Here is a 15,734-nt window from a genome sequence, read left to right on the forward strand (position 1 = left end):
CAGCCCCGCCCGATACGCCACGCGGGCCGCGGTGATGCTGGCCAGCAGCACCGAACCACCGATCAGCAGCGCCAGGTACAACTGCTGCAGGGTCATCGCCTCATCCCCCCGCCCCCGCAGCGTCCCTTCCCGGCGTCCGCCCACCCGCGGTCAACGGTCATCGGTACCCGGGCCCGGTGCGCCGACGGCGAGGCCGGGACCGTTCTCCGCGGCCCACCGGCGCAGGCTGTGCAGGGGGACCTCGGCCCGGGCGATCTCCAGCACCGACACCGTCAGCCCCCACTCGCCGACGGCGTCACCGACCTTTGCGGCCAGCGCTGCGGCCTCGCCGGGAACCTGCCCGGCCAACTGAATCAGGTACCGCTCGGCGAAGTAGCGGCGCACCTGGCTCTCCACGATGACGCTGATCGCCGCCGCCGGCGGTGGGACCGTCCGCTGGGCGTACCGGGCCGGATCCGACACCGACACCAGCGCGACAGCCCTCAGCCGGAGCACCACCCCGTCCCGGGTGGGCGCCTCCAGCCACACATCCAGCGGATCCCACCGCAACGGGATCCGAACCCACCGGTCGACTCCCGGCACCACCACCACCCGGCCGGGGCCCCGCACCCTCGGAGCACCGCCCAGCCGACAGACCACCAGCCGCTCACCCTCGGGCACCACCCGCAACACCGCGGCGACCAGCAGAGGAGCCAAGACGATGACGGCCACAACGGCCGGCGGCGCCCAGGGCACAAAATCGGGCAGAGGCTCGGCCCCCTGCGCCGGCCCGGTGGCCACCAGGCCGCCCGCCGTGATCCCCCCGACCATGCAGCTCTCCCTTCCCGGCCAGCCACCAAGGCCGGGAGGGACGCCCCTCTCGTCCAGCCTCCTACGGTCGTTCCAGCGTGACCGCCCCACAAACGCGCGCGCCATCAGGCGTGACCACCAGAAAGGTGGAAGCCGATCGTGTAGAACGGTCGCGGCCCGATGGGGTGTGTCGCCCATGGACAGACCCCTGTCGATGCGCCGAAGCTGGTGGAATGGCCTGGCGGAACATCGGCGCAACGCTTCGACGGACGATCCGCCCACCCGGGGGCGCAGACCAGCCCGGGCTCTCGCATTCCCCGACGGCCAGGCTGTTCTGGCGGATCTTCGCCGGCAACGGCGTGATCTTCGCGGTGGGGCTGACCGTGCTGGCGCTGTCTCCGGCGACGGTGTCCTCGCCCGTGCTGCTGGCCGAACTGCCGGTACTCGCCGCCGGCCTGGCCCTGATGCTGGCCATCAACGCCGCCGCGTTGCGCAACACCCTCAGCCCGCTGGACCAGCTCGCCCCCCTCGCCGAACGGGTCAGCGCATTGCGGCTGGGCGAACGGCTCCCCGCCGGCGGCGACGGCGACATCGCCCACCTGGTCGCCACCCTCAACGCCATGCTCGACCGGCTGCAAGCCGACCGCACCAGCGGCGCCGCACTCGCCCTGGCCGCGCAGGAGACCGAACGCCGCCGCATCGCCCAGGAACTGCACGACGAGATCGGCCAGACCCTCACCGTCGCGCTACTGGAGATGAAACGCGCCCTCGACCACGCCCCACACGACCTGCACGAGCCGCTGCACAACGCCCAGGAGACGGTCCGAACCAGCCTCGATGAAGTACGGCAGGTCGCCCGCCGCCTGCGACCAGGCGTCCTGGACGACCTCGGGCTGCTCAGCGCCTTGACCGCACTGGCCAACGACTTCTCCAAAGCCGCGGCAATTCCCGTGCACCGGCGGCTGGACCCCGCCCTGCCGCCCCTGGACGACACCATCGAGCTGGTGATCTACCGCATCGCGCAGGAGGCACTGACCAACATCGCCCGCCACGCCCACGCCGACACCGCCCAGCTGTCCCTCACCCGCCACGCCGACAACCTGGTCCTGGAGATCGGCGACGACGGCAACGGTCCCCCCATCCGGGAAGGGGCCGGCATCCACGGCATGCGCGAACGCGCCGCACTCGTCGGCGGCCGCCTCACCCTGCGCCCCGCCCCCCACAGCGGGCTCCAGGTCGTCCTGACCGTCCCTCTCCCGGCAGAACCGGAGCCCGCACCGTGACCGCTCAGCCCACCCGGATCCTGCTGGCCGACGACCACGCCCTGGTCCGCCGCGGACTGCGCCTGATCCTGGACGCCGAACCCGACCTGACCGTCGTCGCCGAGGCGGGCGACGGCGCCCAAGCCGCCGAACTGGCCGACCACGGAGTCGACCTGGCCATCCTCGACATCGCCATGCCCCGCATGACCGGACTCCAAGCCGCCCGCCACATCACCCGCAACACCCCCGGCGTCCGGGTCCTCATGCTGTCGATGCACGACAACGACCAATACCTGTTCGAAGCCCTCAAAGCCGGAGCCAGCGGCTACGTACTGAAATCACTGGCCGACCAAGACCTCATCCAGGCCATCCGGGCCGCGATGCGCGACGAGCCGTTCCTGTACCCCGGCGCCATCGCCACCCTCATCCAGGACTACCTGCACCGCAACCAGCCCCCACCCGGCCAACCCGACGACCCAGACGGCCAACAGGCCACCCCCAGCCTCCTCACCCCCCGCGAACAACAGATCCTCAAACTCATCGCCGAGGGCGACTCCTCCAAGCAGATCGCCGAAGAACTGTTCATCAGCGTCAAGACCGTCGACCGCCACCGCGCCAACATCCTGGCCAAACTCGGCATGCACGACCGGCTCCAACTCACCCGCTACGCCATCCGCGCCGGACTCATCGAACCCTGACACACCGCCGGCCGGGCCGGTCGGGCTACGGACCCTGGCCGCCAACGGCGCCGGCCACACCGAGCGGCCGCAGCCCTTGGGCAGAAGCGCGGTAGGCAGGGGTTCTGGCCGTGCGCCGTGACCGCCCGCTACACCGTGTGCTCGCCCACGCCAGAGTTCGACCACCGGGAGCGAACCCACCTGGACACGCTGACCGGGCTGCATAACCGGTCCGCGACGAGGCTCTGCGACCCCGCCGCAGCGATGTGCCGACCGGTCCGCTCGGTCCACCCTGTCGACCGGGTCGGCAGACAAGAGTTCCTGGTGCTGCTGCCCGACACCGACCTCCGGACGGCTGCCCAGGTGGCCGAGCGGATGCGCGCGGGTGGTCGAGGAGGCCCATCCCGCCGGCCTGCCGGTCACGGCCCCCTTCGAGGTCTGCTCGTCACCAGGCGGCACGCTCGACTCGCGTTTCTCGTCCACAAAGCAAACCACGCCCCGCACGCCGCCAAGTGGCGCGGATGTAACATCGCCAGGTCTACTCCGGGGGGTGTGAACACCCCGGCGGAGCCACGCGATCTGCAGATCTTCGGACGTGCGGGCAGACCGCTCACCGTCGCAGACCAGGCGGCGAGCCCGCGAGGGTAATCGAACCGTGACCGCCTAATCGACAGCACATTCCAAACGCGTCGTCGAGCTATTCCCGTTCCATGACGTACTGATTGTCCGCCGCCGCGGTCCCCGAGGTACGCATGCTCAGGTCTCGGATGCTTGCCACGGCTGCTGCCAGGTCATCCGCACACGCCGTCGTCCCGAAGCCGGAGATATAGGTCAAGGGTGATTGAAAGGCTCGCGCCAGCGCCAGCCGCCCGGAGCCTATGAGCAGGTAGGAGATCGCGATCACGACCAGCACGCCCACCACGACCCAGGCGGCGGTCGTATGGAACAGGCCATGGTAGACCGCCCCCGCCAGGGCGCTGGCCCCCGCGAACCAGAACGTCATGTGCCAGGCGCGGATAACGCCAGGCACTCGAAGCAGCGCCAGCGCGCAGGCAAAGGCGACCAGAGCCAAGATCAGGTTGGTGATCGCCTCCATAGCCCCCGTATATCCCGGCTCCCATTGGCGCCCCGGCCTGCTGAGACGCGCTGCCAGGCCCGGCGAGGCAACCTGCCGGCGAGGGCATCGACCCGGTAGGAGCCGGCGCGGGGTGGGCACACGGTGATCACGGGCCACGCCGAGTACGTATCCCACGCCGCGCGCGTGTAGCGCCGTCCGCAACGCGGGGTCTTGCCCGTAGACCTCGTCACCGGCCATCCACGCCGCCGGTGCCCCGGCGTCGAGCGCGTGAGCGATCATTTGCGTGGCGAGCGCCGGTTTCGTCGCCAACTCCCGGTCGGTGGGCACGCCGGCAGCTGCGCACCGAGCAGGATCTTCGGTCCAGGACTGCGGCAGGTACAACTCTCGATCGATCATGGCGTGCCCGCGCTCGGTGGCGGAGACCAGGTGCACCGAGACCTGGGCGTTCTCGATCCGCCCCGCAGTGCCCGTGTACTGATGCTGCACCCCGACCGTGGTGACGCCTTTCTTCAGGTCGCCGGTCTCGTCTCGTCTGCCACCAGCACCGCTCGCGGGTCACCGAGATGCTCGACCACGTATCCGCGCACGTCGTCACGCACCGCGTCGGCGTCCCAGGCCGCCCGACCCAACAGGTGCTGCATCCCGTCCGGTGTGGCCTCACCGGCGTGCTCGGCGACCGTCCAGCAGCTCTTACGGGGCAGGCCGCTGAAGTAGATCAGGTCTGGGCGGAAGGGTGCGTGGCATCGGGCGTTGGGCTCTGTGCCGCCACGGAGCGGAGGAAAGCGGCGGTGAACACTTGGCAGGATTCCTCAACTGTGGGGAGTTGACGCCCTATCGAGGTTTCCAGGACGGGACGCAGCAGCATATGCAGGACCAGCGGGCCGATCATCAGCTGGATGAGCAACGGGAGTGGCAGCTGGCGTAGTCTGCCGGCCTGCATTTCGGCGGCCAGCAGCCTCTCGATGCTGTGCAGCATGCGCGGCGTCGCTTGTTCGAGGACCTGGCGTGCCGGGCCGGTGGGACGGGCGAGTACGTCGGCGAACAGTGCGGGCATGACGCGTGGCTCTTGGCCGAACGCCGTGATCAGTGCCTGATAGATCTCGTGGATAGTGTCCTCGATACGGTCTGGCGGTGTCATCGCCAGCGCCTCGACATCCAGCACTGGGCTGAAGCGGTCGAATACTGCGGCGAGCAGGCCATCGCGACCCTGGAAGATCGAGTGCAGGCTCGGCAACGAGCAGTCGGCAGCCTCGGCCACCGCGTCGAGGGTCACTGCACCGAGCCCGCGTTCGCTGATCAGGTATCCGGCTGCCTCGATGGCTCGTTCCCGGACCGGTGGTCGCCCGCCCGGGTCGATGCCGGCCGCGCGGATCGCCTCGTCGAGTGCCGCACGGGTGCCGTTGAGCCGTCGAAGGAGGGTACTGCGGGATATTCCGGCCGCTTTGGCGATGGCGGTCAGAGGAACGTCGGCGACGGCCTGACCTCGCTGCTGCGCCACTCCGACGGCTGCGGCGACCAGTTGCGCGTCTACTTCCGCTGCCATGAAGGTGGCCGCCCTACGCGTGCATGGCTTCGGCGGGAACCCTGCGCACGGCGTAGTACAAGAGCAGGGCGGCCAGCACGATGCGCAGCAGAATGTTGGCCGCCACCGCGTTGCCGGCCAGGTCCTGAGTGACGGCGTAGAACTGGGCGAGGGCGGACGCCACGTGGAATCCCGCCCCCGCGACGAGGACGAGGCGCAGAGCCTGGGGATCCACAATCCTTCGACCGAAGAAGAACATGATTGTCAGCCCCACCTCCGCTGCAGCCAGCATGTATCCCATCGGGTAGGCGTCTCTGACCCGGGGAAAGCCAACCGTTGTCGGGATAGCTTCCGGCCAGACGGTCAGGAGCACGACCGCGCTGCCGGTGAGTGCAGCGTTGAACAGCATGAGCAGGTTGAAGCCTTTACCGAGGTTCATCGCGTCTTCCAATCTCTGTGCGCGAGCAGGGCGGTGCCCGGCCTTGATGTGCCACGAGCACATGGAACTACACTAAAGGTAGTACATGACTAGATTCCATATCTAGCCTCGATCCATCGCAAGGTGTGGACGCCGAGGTCGACGGGAGGAAGGGCCATGCGGAACACCCACGCCGGCAGCTTGCGCCAGAAGCAACCGCCCGCACCAGGACACACGACCGCCGCGAGGCGCCCGGTCATCCTCTGCCGTTGTCGCCGCCCTGCGGCCGGGCCGACGGAACAGCCGGCCTGCCAGAAGCATCTGGCACCCGGCCGCGCTGGTCAGCCTGGCGACGACGCCACCAACACCGCGCCCGAACGCCAAGCCGCCCGAGCACCTTAAAGATCACGATCGAGGAGGGTCGGGGACTGGCGCGGTTCCGCGATAGCGGCCCGTTTCCAGTCCCCGCCCGTCAAACCGTGCGTGCGGTTCTCCCGCACACGGCTTACCGACGTTCTTCACCGTCGGCGTTCGGCCTTCCCACGCCAGTCCCGGAAGGGTCTGGGCGGGATGACGGTTCCATCGAGGCTGATCAGGCCCATCTGGTTCGGGGACAGCAGCAGTTGTTTGATGCCCCATCCCCAGGCTCGGCGCCGGTTGCCCTTCTTCGACAGCCAGATCGCCAGCCGCATGAACGCGAAGTTCCTGATCTGGCCGAGGACGCGGGCGGAGTTTCCGTAACGGAAGTATCCGGCCCAGCCGCGCAGGAACATGTTCACGTCCCTGACGATGTCCTCGACGCTCATCCAGAGCCATTTACGGCCGGTGAGTTCCCGGATCCGGTCACGGGCTCGTTGGACGGCCTTACGTGCGGGCCAGCGAGCAAGGAAGGTCAGATGCGCCGACTTCGGCGTCCACCCGCGCACCAGCCGATGGTGAAAACCGAGGAAGTCGAAGCCTTCCTCGCCCTCGGCCAGGTGCACGATGCGGGTCTTGGCCGCCTTGGGCTCCAACCCCAGACCGGCCAGCAGCCCGGTCAGCCGCGCGAGCGCGGCCTCGGCCTGCTGCCGGGTCCGGCACATCACCACCGCGTCGTCGGCGAAGCGCACCAGTACGCCGTGCTGTCGGGTCGACCATGCCCGGTCCAGCCGGTGCAGGTAGACGTTGCACAGCAACGGGGAGATCACCCCGCCCTGGGGCGCACCCGTGGCGCTGCGCCGCAGCGACCCGCCGTCCATCACCCCGGCGCGCAGCATGCCGCGCACCAGATTGAGGACGGCGCGGTCGCAGACGCGTTCCTCGATCGCCTGCATCAACCCGGAATGTGGAATCGCCTCGAAACAGTCGGCGATGTCGGTCTCCACCACCCAGCGGCGTCCCTGCCAGGACTCGTCGATGAGCACCTGCAGGGCATCGTGCGGCGACCGCCGGGGCCGGAACCCGAACGAGGAGTCGGCCATGTCGGCCTCGAAGATCGGCTCGAGCACGATCTTCGCCGCCGCCTGCACGATCCGGTCACGAACCGAGGGAATCGACAACGGCCGCTGCTCACCGGTGCCCGGCTTGGGGATGAACACCCGCCGGGCCGGCAACGGCCGATACCGCTTGTCCTTCAACTCCGCGGCCAACTCGTCGATGAGCCGGGCAACACCGTACTCCTCGACCTCCACCAGGGTGACCCGGTCGATGCCAGCGGCGCCGCGATTGCGGCGCACATCCTGCCACGCCCTGTCCAACACGTCTCTGCGGCAGACCTTGTCGAACAACGCATGGAACCGCCGGTTCGGGTCGGCCTTGGCCGCCCGGTAAAGCGCATGCTGCAAAGCACGGACTCTGTCCCCACAGACAGCCGCCAGGGTGGACCTAGCCGATACGGCACTCACCAGTCCTGGTCCTCACATCTCACGCGTGAACGAAGCAGCGGCCCTTCCCTCACCGCAGGTTGTGTTGTCCTGCGGCTCGATCGGTACTACGACCGCCTCCGACTCCCTCCCGGCCGCCGTCCACTTCCCGGCTCCACACCGGTTATAAGACGGCGTCGTCCACGCCTGTCCGCAGCACGCTCCGGCCGGGGAGGGCCTCCCCAGTTCCCGCCGCCACCTTCTGAACGTTCCGCGCCCTCTTACGCCGGAGAGTCCCTCGCGGCTGCCCTCCAGGATCTTCACCGCTTCCATGGCCTTCACCGTGAGTCGCGCGGCTCGGCTCTCTCTCGGTGTCTAACGACGCGGCAGGCTTCGCTTCCGCTACGGACCGCTCAGTTGCTTCCCCCACGGGGCTTTCGACGCTGGGCTTCGACCCGGCCCGTTTCCAGACCGGACCGCCAGCCTGCTACCGGGCTCCCTGGCGATTACCCGGACCGGACTTACACCGGCAGGCGACGACGAGCTTGTGATCAGGTCATGATCGCTGGACAACCACCTCCATGATCTCTGGGCGCACCGGCTGGAGTACTAGTGTTCTGCGCCTGAAATCCGTTGTAGATATCGGGCGCAGAACACTAACCAGGGTTAATTGGTGATGGCGGGTGTGGTGTTGAGGGTGAGGCCGGTGGTGGTCAGGCAGCCGTCGATCACGTCGGGGTGGTGCTGGATCACCTTGAGCCGGTGCTTGATCATGCCGGTGAGGTGGTCCAGGTCGGTGGCCAGGAAGTTGGCCATGGAGCGTTTCAGCAGGGACCACACGCTCTCGGCCGGGTTGAGGTCGGGGGCGTAGGCCGGCAGGTAGAACACTCGCAGCCAGTCGGTGTGGGCGTCGATGAACGCCCGCATCGTCGTGGAGTGGTGGATGTTCAGGTTGTCCCAGACCAGCACGATCTTCCCGCCGGGTAGCTGCTGGTGGGCGGCCTGCAGCAGTGCCTTGTACTCGGGCAGGGTGAAGGCGGCGCGTTCGCCTTTGCGGCGGCGGTAGTGGTGCAGCCGGTAGATCAGCCGGGACCGCTCACCGGGGCGGTAGCAGACCATCCCGGCGACCGAGACCCGCCCACGGTGGTCGCCGCCGTGCACCCTCACCTGGGGCCGGTGCCCCCGCCGGGACCAGGAGCGTCCTTTGGGCGGCCTGAGCCCTTGACCCGCTTCGTCGGCGAAGCAGACCCAGGCGCCCAGGTCGCCCGCGGTGTTTCCACCTGCGGCCACACCTGCCGCTTCCACACCTCGATGGCCTGGTCGTCGCGTTCGATGGCGCGGCGTCCGGGGACCTGCACCGACCAGCCGTTGCGGCGCAGCAGCAGCGACACCCCCGGCAGGGTGTAGTCGATCCCGAACAGGCCCTTGATCAGCGCGGCCACCCGGCCCAGCGTCCACCGCTGGTCATCGGCGTAGCCGTGCGCGGCCGGGCCGCGATTCAGCTCAGCCTCCAACCGCGCGAACGCCGCATCGTCCAGCCGCGCCCGCCGATGCGGCCCCCGCGACCGCAACGTCTCGGCCCCGCCCTGGCGCCAGGCTTGGCGCCACTTCTCCACCTGCCGCAGCCCCACCCGCAACTCAGCGGCGATCTGCGCGTTGGGCCGGCCCTCCGCGAACCACTGCGCTGCCTGCATCCGAACCCGTTCTCGACGCTCACGGCCCGCGTCGGTCATCCCACCACCCTGGGGGTATCTGGCCATACCCACCGGCATACGCCCACACCAACGGCCCGTCCACTACCCAAACCGCCATGACCAATTAACCCTGGTTAGCGCTCACCCTGGACACGGGCTACGCGATCGCGGGCGGCGCCGTCCGCCGGTGGCTTGGCCGCCGCTCCGGCTCGGCGCACCGCTCCGGCTACGCAATCGGCGCCATCTACCTCACCCTGGGCCACCTTCACCGTCACCGCCCAACCAGCCGCGCTCGCCAATTCCAGGCCGGTGTCGATGCGCAGTTGGGCGTGCTGGGCCACCCCTGAGCCTTGATCCCAGGTAAAGACCGCCGACCTCACCCTGCCCTACAGCTCCGGACCCGTCGTTGTCCGCTTCCGCCGTCCATGCAGCTCCAGCATCTGGTCCGGGTCGAACTACGGGACGGCACGTCAAAGACCGTCTGGGCACACGTCGGATCGAGATCTCCGAGAGATGGAGTTGCCGTCGGCCCGTCGGGGGGCGGACCCGGGATTCGCGACCTGCCGAGCTTGAGGACCACCACTTCTCACCGACATTTCCCAGCTCAAGATCGCCAGCAGCTGAGCGAACACTGAAGCTGCCCGGGCCGCCCTTGACAGCCGAGAGGACGAGCGGCAGCGCGATCAACAGGAATGGCCGCAGGCCTGGTGGCGGGGACCACAACCGCACCACGATCGAGACACCGATACCGGCCACCGCGAACGGCCCTACCCACGGCGATGGTTGCGGCTCACCGCGCGTATGCCGCCTGTGCGGGCCACGAGCACTCACCGGTGGTGGCGGCGGTATCGCGACGGCATGGAAGTCGCCCTGGCATAGCGGGCGGCGAGTGACAGGACGCTTCAGACAAAGCCGGGGTCCGGGTTGTAGGTGTGAACGGTATCTTCCGGCAGTGGGCGGACGGCGAACCGATCATGCTCGCGGATGCGCGGAAGTCGCCGCCGTTCTGAGCCTGACGCGTCCTGTTTCGACGGCCGTTTCGCGAGCGGCCGTGGGGGCGGGCCGGTGATGGCATGCCGGTCGACCTTCGTGACCTTCCTTATTCGCGTTCGGAGAGATCGGTGCCGACTCGTTCGAGGACGGGTCGCGCGGTGCGGTCGGCGAGCAGCAGTGCGATCGCGCCGAGCGCGAGAAGGCCGGTGAAGACGCCGGCGCTGTAGGGGTTGAGCAGGGCGGTCGAGCCGAGCGTCGAGCCGCTTGCCAGCCCCGCGAGCGCGGCGACACCGCCGAGCAGTGCCGACGGCAGGATCATCTCGCGGCGTTGCGCCGCGAGCAGGACGGTCTGGGGAGTGCCGGCCAGTCTGAGGGCGATGAAGGTGTCCCGCTGATCGAAGATGCGCGCGATCGTGCCGATGATCATCGAGGCGAGCGCGACCAGCGCCGCGGTCGGGAGCACCAGGAAGCCCATGACGACCCCGTCCCGCAGGAGCCACATGTTCGGCAGGTCCTCGGCCAAGGTCATCTCCGGACCCCAGAGGCCGTTCTCGATCATCGCGGTGCGGGCGCGGTCCCGTTCCGTGTCGGGGCCGCGCGTGTCCAGGGAGAGCGTGGCCCACTCGCTCTCCTTGAGCCAGGATGGCGCCGCGGCCGTCTCGACTTCGGCGCGGATGCCGTCGGCGCGTAGCACCGATTCGGCTTTGCGGACGGTGGCGTCCAGGGAGGCGGCGGGTACGACGGCCTCGGGCCGCTCGGTCCGGGAGGCATACGCGCCGACGTTGCCGAGCCCGACCGGGAGGCTGATGGCGACGAACCCGGCGATGAAGCAGGCGAGTGTCAGGCCCCCGACCGTCCGCCAGGCGCTGCGCGGGCTGTCCGACAGGCGCCGTCCGGCGAGGAAGGTCGCCGGACGGCGGGCTCGCCAGGCCAGCAGCCTGCCGAGTCCCGCGACGATCCACGGCCCCGTCGACACCAGTCCCCAGCCCAGGATCACCACGGCGGTGAAGGCGACGCCGACGAAGGGGTTGCTGCTGCGCAGCCAGAACAACGCGACCGCCGCGCCGATGAACACCACCGCCCACAACCGCACGCGCGCCGGGTCGCGGCGAGCGCGGCGGTAGGTGCCCAGCGGGTCGCGCACCGCCACCCGAAGCCCGGTCAGCGCGCCCGAGGTCAGCACGCCCACCACCGCGGCCACGGTGGCGAGGCTGAGCGGTATCCCCGGCCGCACGTCCGCGGGAAACCATTCCCCGCCCTTGATGGGCACCCGGGCGGTCAACGGCACAAGGACTCGATGCAGCACGGCCCCGGACACCGCCCCGGCCCCTGCGAACGTCGCCAGTTCGGCGATGGTCAGCCGGACCACCTGCGAGGTCCGGGCGCCCAGCAGCCGCAGGATGGCCAGCCGCCGCTGCCGGCGTCCCGCCATCAGCCGGGAGGCCAGGCCGCCCAGGCCGGCGAGCGGAAGCGCGGTCAGGACGACGGCGAGCAGCGCGATGTCCCGGTAGGTGGTCTGATAAAGATCCGGGATGGCCGACCATCCGTCGATCCTGGTCGGCGTCACCGACGAGACCTCGTTCCACTGATGAGGCGGCCGCCGGTCGCGCATCGAGGGATCGGCCGGACGCCGGCCGATCACCGCGACGAGTTCGTCGGGATGCTCCAGGGTCTCCCGGGAGAGTTCGGCGGTGACCGGGCCGGGGAACCTGCCGGCGAGCCGGTCGGCCGGCAGGTCCGCCATCAGCTCGGCCAGACTGGGAGAGGCCCACACTTCACCCGGTGCCGGGAACGTGCCCATTCCCGGCAGGGCGGGTGGGTTCTGGCCCAAGGCGGCCAGTTCGACGATCGCGAGCGGACGATCCCCGACATAGTCGGTGAAACCCGCCTGGATCGCCGTGGGCTCGTTCGTCGCCGCCTCGGGGCTCCGCCACGCCGTCCGCTCCGCCCGGTTGTCCAGGCCCTGCTGCAACCCGAGCAACAGCAGCAGGACCAAGGTGATGACGGCGCCCGCCACCAGAGGGAGGCCGACCTCGAGACGAGCTGACCGCCCGCCGCCGCGCAGCAGGCGCAGCCACAATCCACGCATCACTGCACACTCTTCGACTCGGTCAGGGTCCGGCCGTCCACGACCTGAACGATCCGGTCACAGCGCTTGGCCACCCGCTCGTCATGGGTGACCAGCACCAGCGCCGCCCGCCGGTCCCGTACCGTCGACACCAGCAGGGACATGACCTCGTCGCCGGTCCGCGTGTCGAGCGAGCCCGTCGGCTCGTCGGCGAACACGACCGCGGGGCCGAGCACCAGCGCACGGGCGATCCCGACGCGCTGAGCCTCGCCGCCTGACAACTCGCCCGGGCGCCGCCGCTCCAGGCCCTCAAGACCGAGCGCCGGGAACAGCTCCCGCGCCCGGGCGACCGCGTCACGACGGCCGACACCTTCCAGCATCAGCGGCAACGCCGCGTTCTCGGCCGCCGACAGTTCCGGCAGCAGGCCGGGGAACTGGAAGACGAAACCAAAGTCCGACCGCCGCAGACCGGTGCGCCGGGCCTCGGAGAGTTCATCGACCCGGATGCCGTCGAACAACACTTCCCCGCCATCAGGTATCACAACGCCGGAAAGGCAGTAGAGCAGCGTGGACTTGCCCGACCCGCTCGGGCCCATCACGGCGACCGACTCACCCCGGTCGACCGCGAGTGAGGCATGATGCAACGCGGTAGTGCGCCCGTAAACCTTCGCGAGGTCCACCCCGGAGAGCACTGGACGGGCGAGCCTCGCGCCACTGTCAACATCCGTCATGGCGGCGTGATGGGTGAGGACGGGTGCGGTGGTCCAGGCGTGGTGGACCGGGCGGAGCCTGGGTGTGCGTGGTCTGCGATGGCATGCGAACAGCCTCACCGGCCCACGGTGACCGGGGCATCCGCCATTGTCGGTCTGCCGGCTCGTCGGAAAGTCGGAGTTCCTCCCGGTGCCGCGTACAACTTTCTATCGATGCCCTCGGGGGCGCGGCACGGATAGCGTGCGACTCATGAGGCCGCCAAGACCAGCCGACCGGCGCGCCACGGCGGTTCGGGCGACGGTTCGGGCCGCGGTTCGGGAGCGGCGTCATCGGGTGATCGACGTGGTGGTGGCCATCGCCCTCGCCGCGAGCACGCCGTCCGGTGACGGCGGGTCCGGCCGCTCCATGGGTGAAGTCGGGATCACCTACCTCGACTGGCGGCCCGCGCTGTGGATCTCGCTGCCGCTGGGGCTGGCGGTGGGCACCGCCGCCTGGTGGCGCCGGCGCCGACCGATGCTGTTCGTCCTGGCCGCCCTGGCAGGCTGGGTGGTGCTGTCGGCCTACGTCGCCGTCATGGTCGCGCAGTACACCCTGGCGCGGCAGATGGCGTCGCAGCGTACGCGATCTCAGCACGCGGCACGGATCGGCGTGCTGGCGGGAACGGTGCTGGTGGTCGGCATCCCGATCTGGCGGGCGGCCGGCGCCGACGCCGCGACCTCGATCGCCGCCGTGTTCTGCGGGCTCCCCGTCCTTCTCGGGCTCTATGTCGGCGCTCAGAGCGAGCTGATCGCCAGGATGCGCCAACGGGCGGAACGCGCCGAACGCGAGCAGCACCAGCGTGTCCTGCAGGCGCGCAGCGCCGAAAGGGCCCAGATCGCCCGGGACATGCACGACGTGGTCACGCACCGCGTGTCGCTGATGGTGCTGCACGCCACCGCGCTGGAGGTGGCGCGGGACCAGGATGCCACCGCCATCGGCACGCGGATCGGCGTCATCGGACGCGAGACACTGGACGAACTACGCTCACTGGTGGAGGTCCTGCGCTCCGACGGCGACAACACCGCGCCGCTCGCGCCGCAACCCACCCTGGCCGATCTCGACGACCTGGCCGACGCGTCCCGCCGTCTCGGCATGCCGGTCACCCTGGAGTTGGTCGACGACTGCGACACCGCGCTGCCCGCGCTCGTCGAACACGCCGCGTACCGTGTCGTCCAGGAAGCCCTGACCAACGTGCACAAGCATGCCGCCACCGCGCCGACCCACGTCCGCGTCCACCACACCCACGATGCCCTTCACCTGCGCGTGACCAACCGCCGCGCGCCGAACGGCGGCCGCGCCGAACTGCCCGCCGGCGGGCATGGCCTGCTCGGCGTCGCCGAGCGAGTCCGCCTGGTCGGCGGCGAGCTGACCGCACGACCGACGGCCGAGGGCGGATTCGACATCACCGCCGAGGTCCCCCTGACACGACAGCACACCCCATGAGCGAACCGATCCGGGTGCTGATCGCCGACGACGAGTGGATGGTGCGCTCCATGCTGCGCACCATCATGGAGTCGGCCCCGGACATCACCGTGGTCGGCGAGGCCGGCGACGGAGCCGAAGCAGTGACCATGGCCCAGACCCTGCACCCCGACGTCGTGCTCATGGACATCCGGATGCCCCGCGCCGACGGCCTGACGGCCACCGAACAACTCGCGCGATCGCCCCACCCGCCGAGCGTGGTCGTCCTGACCACCTTCAACCTCGACGAATACGTACGAACCGCGCTGGCTCACGGAGCGGTCGGCTTCCTGCTCAAGGACGCAACGGCCGACGACATGATCACCGCAGTCCGCAGCGCGGCACGCGGCGAAGCGATGCTCTCCCCCAAAGTGACCCGGCGCCTGCTCCAACACTTCACCAAGGCGGCATCAGGACGAACCCAGGCCGAACACCGCCTCAAGGTCCTGACCACGAAAGAACGCGAAGTGCTCATCGCGCTGGGCAACGGCCTGTCCAACACCGACATCGCCACCAACTTGCACATGAGCGAGGCGACGGCCAAAACCCACGTCAGCCGGATCCTGACCAAACTGTCCCTCACTAACCGCGTCCAAGCCGCCATCCTCGCTCACCAAGCAGGTCTGCTCGACTGACGGGTCTGACACGAAATAACCTGTTCGCGCTGGTCAGGTGGTGGGGATCGGGTCGAAACGGACAGTGAGGCCGAGACGGTTGGCTTCCTTGATGATCCTGGGTAGGGCTCGGTCGGGGTTTTCGGCGGGTGAAGTAGTCGGCGCCGAGAATTCGGTAAGGCTGCTGGTCGTGCAGGACATGCCAGATCACGATGGTGAGTTTGTGCATGACGGCGACCAGGGCGCGTTTGCCGCCTCTGCGGGCGGCGATGCGGCGGTAGAACGCCGAGAGGTAGGAGTTCTTGTCCCGGACGCCGGCCATGGCGACGGTTCCGAGCAGGCGCTTGAGGTTGCTATTGCCGGGGGGCGCGGCCGGACTTGTTCACTCCGGCCGATTCGTTCTGGCCGGGGCACACTCCGATCCAGGAGGCCAGGTGCTGGGCGGAGGCGAAGCGGCGCATGTCCCCGCCGGTTTCGGCGAGGATGACCTCGGCGGCGAGCCGGCCCACGCCGGAATGGTGTCCAGCAGGTCCAGCTCTTCGCGCGCCAGGGCGTCGGCGATCCGCC

General features: G+C 69.4%; 14 protein-coding genes and 1 pseudogene. 4 read left to right on the forward strand and 11 right to left on the reverse strand.

The annotated features are described in order from the left end of the window. Positions 1-150 precede the first annotated feature (150 nt). A complete protein-coding gene (locus ACTWPP_RS42235) occupies positions 151-810 on the reverse strand; it encodes an SPFH domain-containing protein (protein ID WP_443110104.1) in 660 nt (219 codons plus the stop codon). 212 nt (positions 811-1,022) lie between these two features. On the opposite strand from ACTWPP_RS42235, the gene ACTWPP_RS42240 reads away from it, so the two are divergent. Both ACTWPP_RS42240 and ACTWPP_RS42245 read left to right on the forward strand, forming a co-directional pair. Then, positions 1,023-2,072, forward strand: a complete 1,050-nt coding sequence (locus ACTWPP_RS42240) for a HAMP domain-containing sensor histidine kinase (protein WP_443110105.1) — start codon at positions 1,023-1,025, stop codon at positions 2,070-2,072. Next, entirely contained in the window at positions 2,069-2,749 is a 681-nt protein-coding gene (locus ACTWPP_RS42245; RefSeq protein WP_443110106.1) for a response regulator, read from the forward strand. Before ACTWPP_RS42240 ends, ACTWPP_RS42245 begins: the two co-directional genes overlap by 4 nt. A gap of 676 nt (positions 2,750-3,425) precedes the next feature. Here the strand turns inward: ACTWPP_RS42245 and ACTWPP_RS42250 are convergent. The 9 genes and pseudogenes from ACTWPP_RS42250 to ACTWPP_RS42290 form a co-directional block, all read right to left on the reverse strand. Continuing rightward, positions 3,426-3,824 (reverse strand): DUF6962 family protein, encoded by a 399-nt coding sequence (locus ACTWPP_RS42250; protein ID WP_443110107.1) that lies wholly within the window; start codon positions 3,822-3,824, stop codon positions 3,426-3,428. Positions 3,825-3,838: 14 nt separating this feature from the next. Then, positions 3,839-4,609 (reverse strand): annotated as a pseudogene (locus ACTWPP_RS42255) (IS701 family transposase); the annotation flags it as partial. Next, a complete protein-coding gene (locus tag ACTWPP_RS42260) occupies positions 4,522-5,349 on the reverse strand; it encodes a TetR/AcrR family transcriptional regulator (RefSeq protein ID WP_443110108.1) in 828 nt (275 codons plus the stop codon). The pseudogene ACTWPP_RS42255 and the gene ACTWPP_RS42260, both read right to left, overlap by 88 nt. Before the next feature lie 13 nt (positions 5,350-5,362). Next, complete coding sequence (locus ACTWPP_RS42265; protein ID WP_443110109.1) at positions 5,363-5,767, reverse strand: hypothetical protein; 405 nt, start codon at positions 5,765-5,767, stop codon at positions 5,363-5,365. A gap of 497 nt (positions 5,768-6,264) precedes the next feature. Beyond that, positions 6,265-7,569 (reverse strand): group II intron reverse transcriptase/maturase, encoded by a 1,305-nt coding sequence (gene ltrA, locus ACTWPP_RS42270; protein WP_443110110.1) that lies wholly within the window; start codon positions 7,567-7,569, stop codon positions 6,265-6,267. Positions 7,570-8,253: 684 nt separating this feature from the next. Further along, on the reverse strand, positions 8,254-8,847 hold the full coding sequence (locus ACTWPP_RS42275; protein WP_443110149.1) for an IS630 family transposase: 594 nt from the start codon (positions 8,845-8,847) through the stop codon (positions 8,254-8,256). Beyond that, positions 8,751-9,320, reverse strand: coding sequence for a winged helix-turn-helix domain-containing protein (locus ACTWPP_RS42280; protein ID WP_443110111.1), 570 nt, complete (start codon positions 9,318-9,320; stop codon positions 8,751-8,753). Before ACTWPP_RS42280 ends, ACTWPP_RS42275 begins: the two co-directional genes overlap by 97 nt. Positions 9,321-10,380: 1,060 nt before the next feature. After that, positions 10,381-12,363: a hypothetical protein gene (locus tag ACTWPP_RS42285; RefSeq protein WP_443110112.1), complete on the reverse strand. Its 1,983-nt coding sequence runs from the start codon at positions 12,361-12,363 to the stop codon at positions 10,381-10,383. Then, positions 12,363-13,022, reverse strand: a complete 660-nt coding sequence (locus ACTWPP_RS42290; RefSeq protein ID WP_443110113.1) for an ABC transporter ATP-binding protein — start codon at positions 13,020-13,022, stop codon at positions 12,363-12,365. Before ACTWPP_RS42290 ends, ACTWPP_RS42285 begins: the two co-directional genes overlap by 1 nt. Before the next feature lie 364 nt (positions 13,023-13,386). Between ACTWPP_RS42290 and ACTWPP_RS42295 the strand changes: the two genes are divergently transcribed. Next, complete coding sequence (locus ACTWPP_RS42295) at positions 13,387-14,535, forward strand: histidine kinase (protein WP_443110114.1); 1,149 nt, start codon at positions 13,387-13,389, stop codon at positions 14,533-14,535. After that, positions 14,532-15,188 carry a response regulator gene (locus tag ACTWPP_RS42300; protein ID WP_443110115.1) on the forward strand — a complete coding sequence of 219 codons (657 nt, stop codon included), beginning with the start codon at positions 14,532-14,534 and terminating at the stop codon, positions 15,186-15,188. The genes ACTWPP_RS42295 and ACTWPP_RS42300 overlap by 4 nt, the downstream gene beginning before the upstream one ends. Positions 15,189-15,520: 332 nt before the next feature. Here the strand turns inward: ACTWPP_RS42300 and ACTWPP_RS42305 are convergent, their stop codons facing one another. Then, complete coding sequence (locus ACTWPP_RS42305) at positions 15,521-15,676, reverse strand: transposase (protein ID WP_443110116.1); 156 nt, start codon at positions 15,674-15,676, stop codon at positions 15,521-15,523. Positions 15,677-15,734 lie beyond the last annotated feature (58 nt).

It is taken from the genome of Actinomadura sp. 3N407 (assembly GCF_052245875.1).
GTDB lineage: Bacteria > Actinomycetota > Actinomycetes > Streptosporangiales > Streptosporangiaceae > Spirillospora.

Coding starts and splice junctions, on each gene's coding strand:
- ACTWPP_RS42235 (WP_443110104.1), bottom strand. CDS start 810: ATGGTCGGGGGGATCACGGCGGGCGGCCTGGTGGCCACCGGGCCGGCG.
- ACTWPP_RS42280 (WP_443110111.1), bottom strand. CDS start 9,320: ATGACCGACGCGGGCCGTGAGCGTCGAGAACGGGTTCGGATGCAGGCA.
- ACTWPP_RS42250 (WP_443110107.1), bottom strand. CDS start 3,824: ATGGAGGCGATCACCAACCTGATCTTGGCTCTGGTCGCCTTTGCCTGC.
- ACTWPP_RS42260 (WP_443110108.1), bottom strand. CDS start 5,349: ATGGCAGCGGAAGTAGACGCGCAACTGGTCGCCGCAGCCGTCGGAGTG.
- ACTWPP_RS42240 (WP_443110105.1), top strand. CDS start 1,023: ATGGCCTGGCGGAACATCGGCGCAACGCTTCGACGGACGATCCGCCCA.
- ACTWPP_RS42285 (WP_443110112.1), bottom strand. CDS start 12,363: ATGCGTGGATTGTGGCTGCGCCTGCTGCGCGGCGGCGGGCGGTCAGCT.
- ACTWPP_RS42265 (WP_443110109.1), bottom strand. CDS start 5,767: ATGAACCTCGGTAAAGGCTTCAACCTGCTCATGCTGTTCAACGCTGCA.
- ACTWPP_RS42300 (WP_443110115.1), top strand. CDS start 14,532: ATGAGCGAACCGATCCGGGTGCTGATCGCCGACGACGAGTGGATGGTG.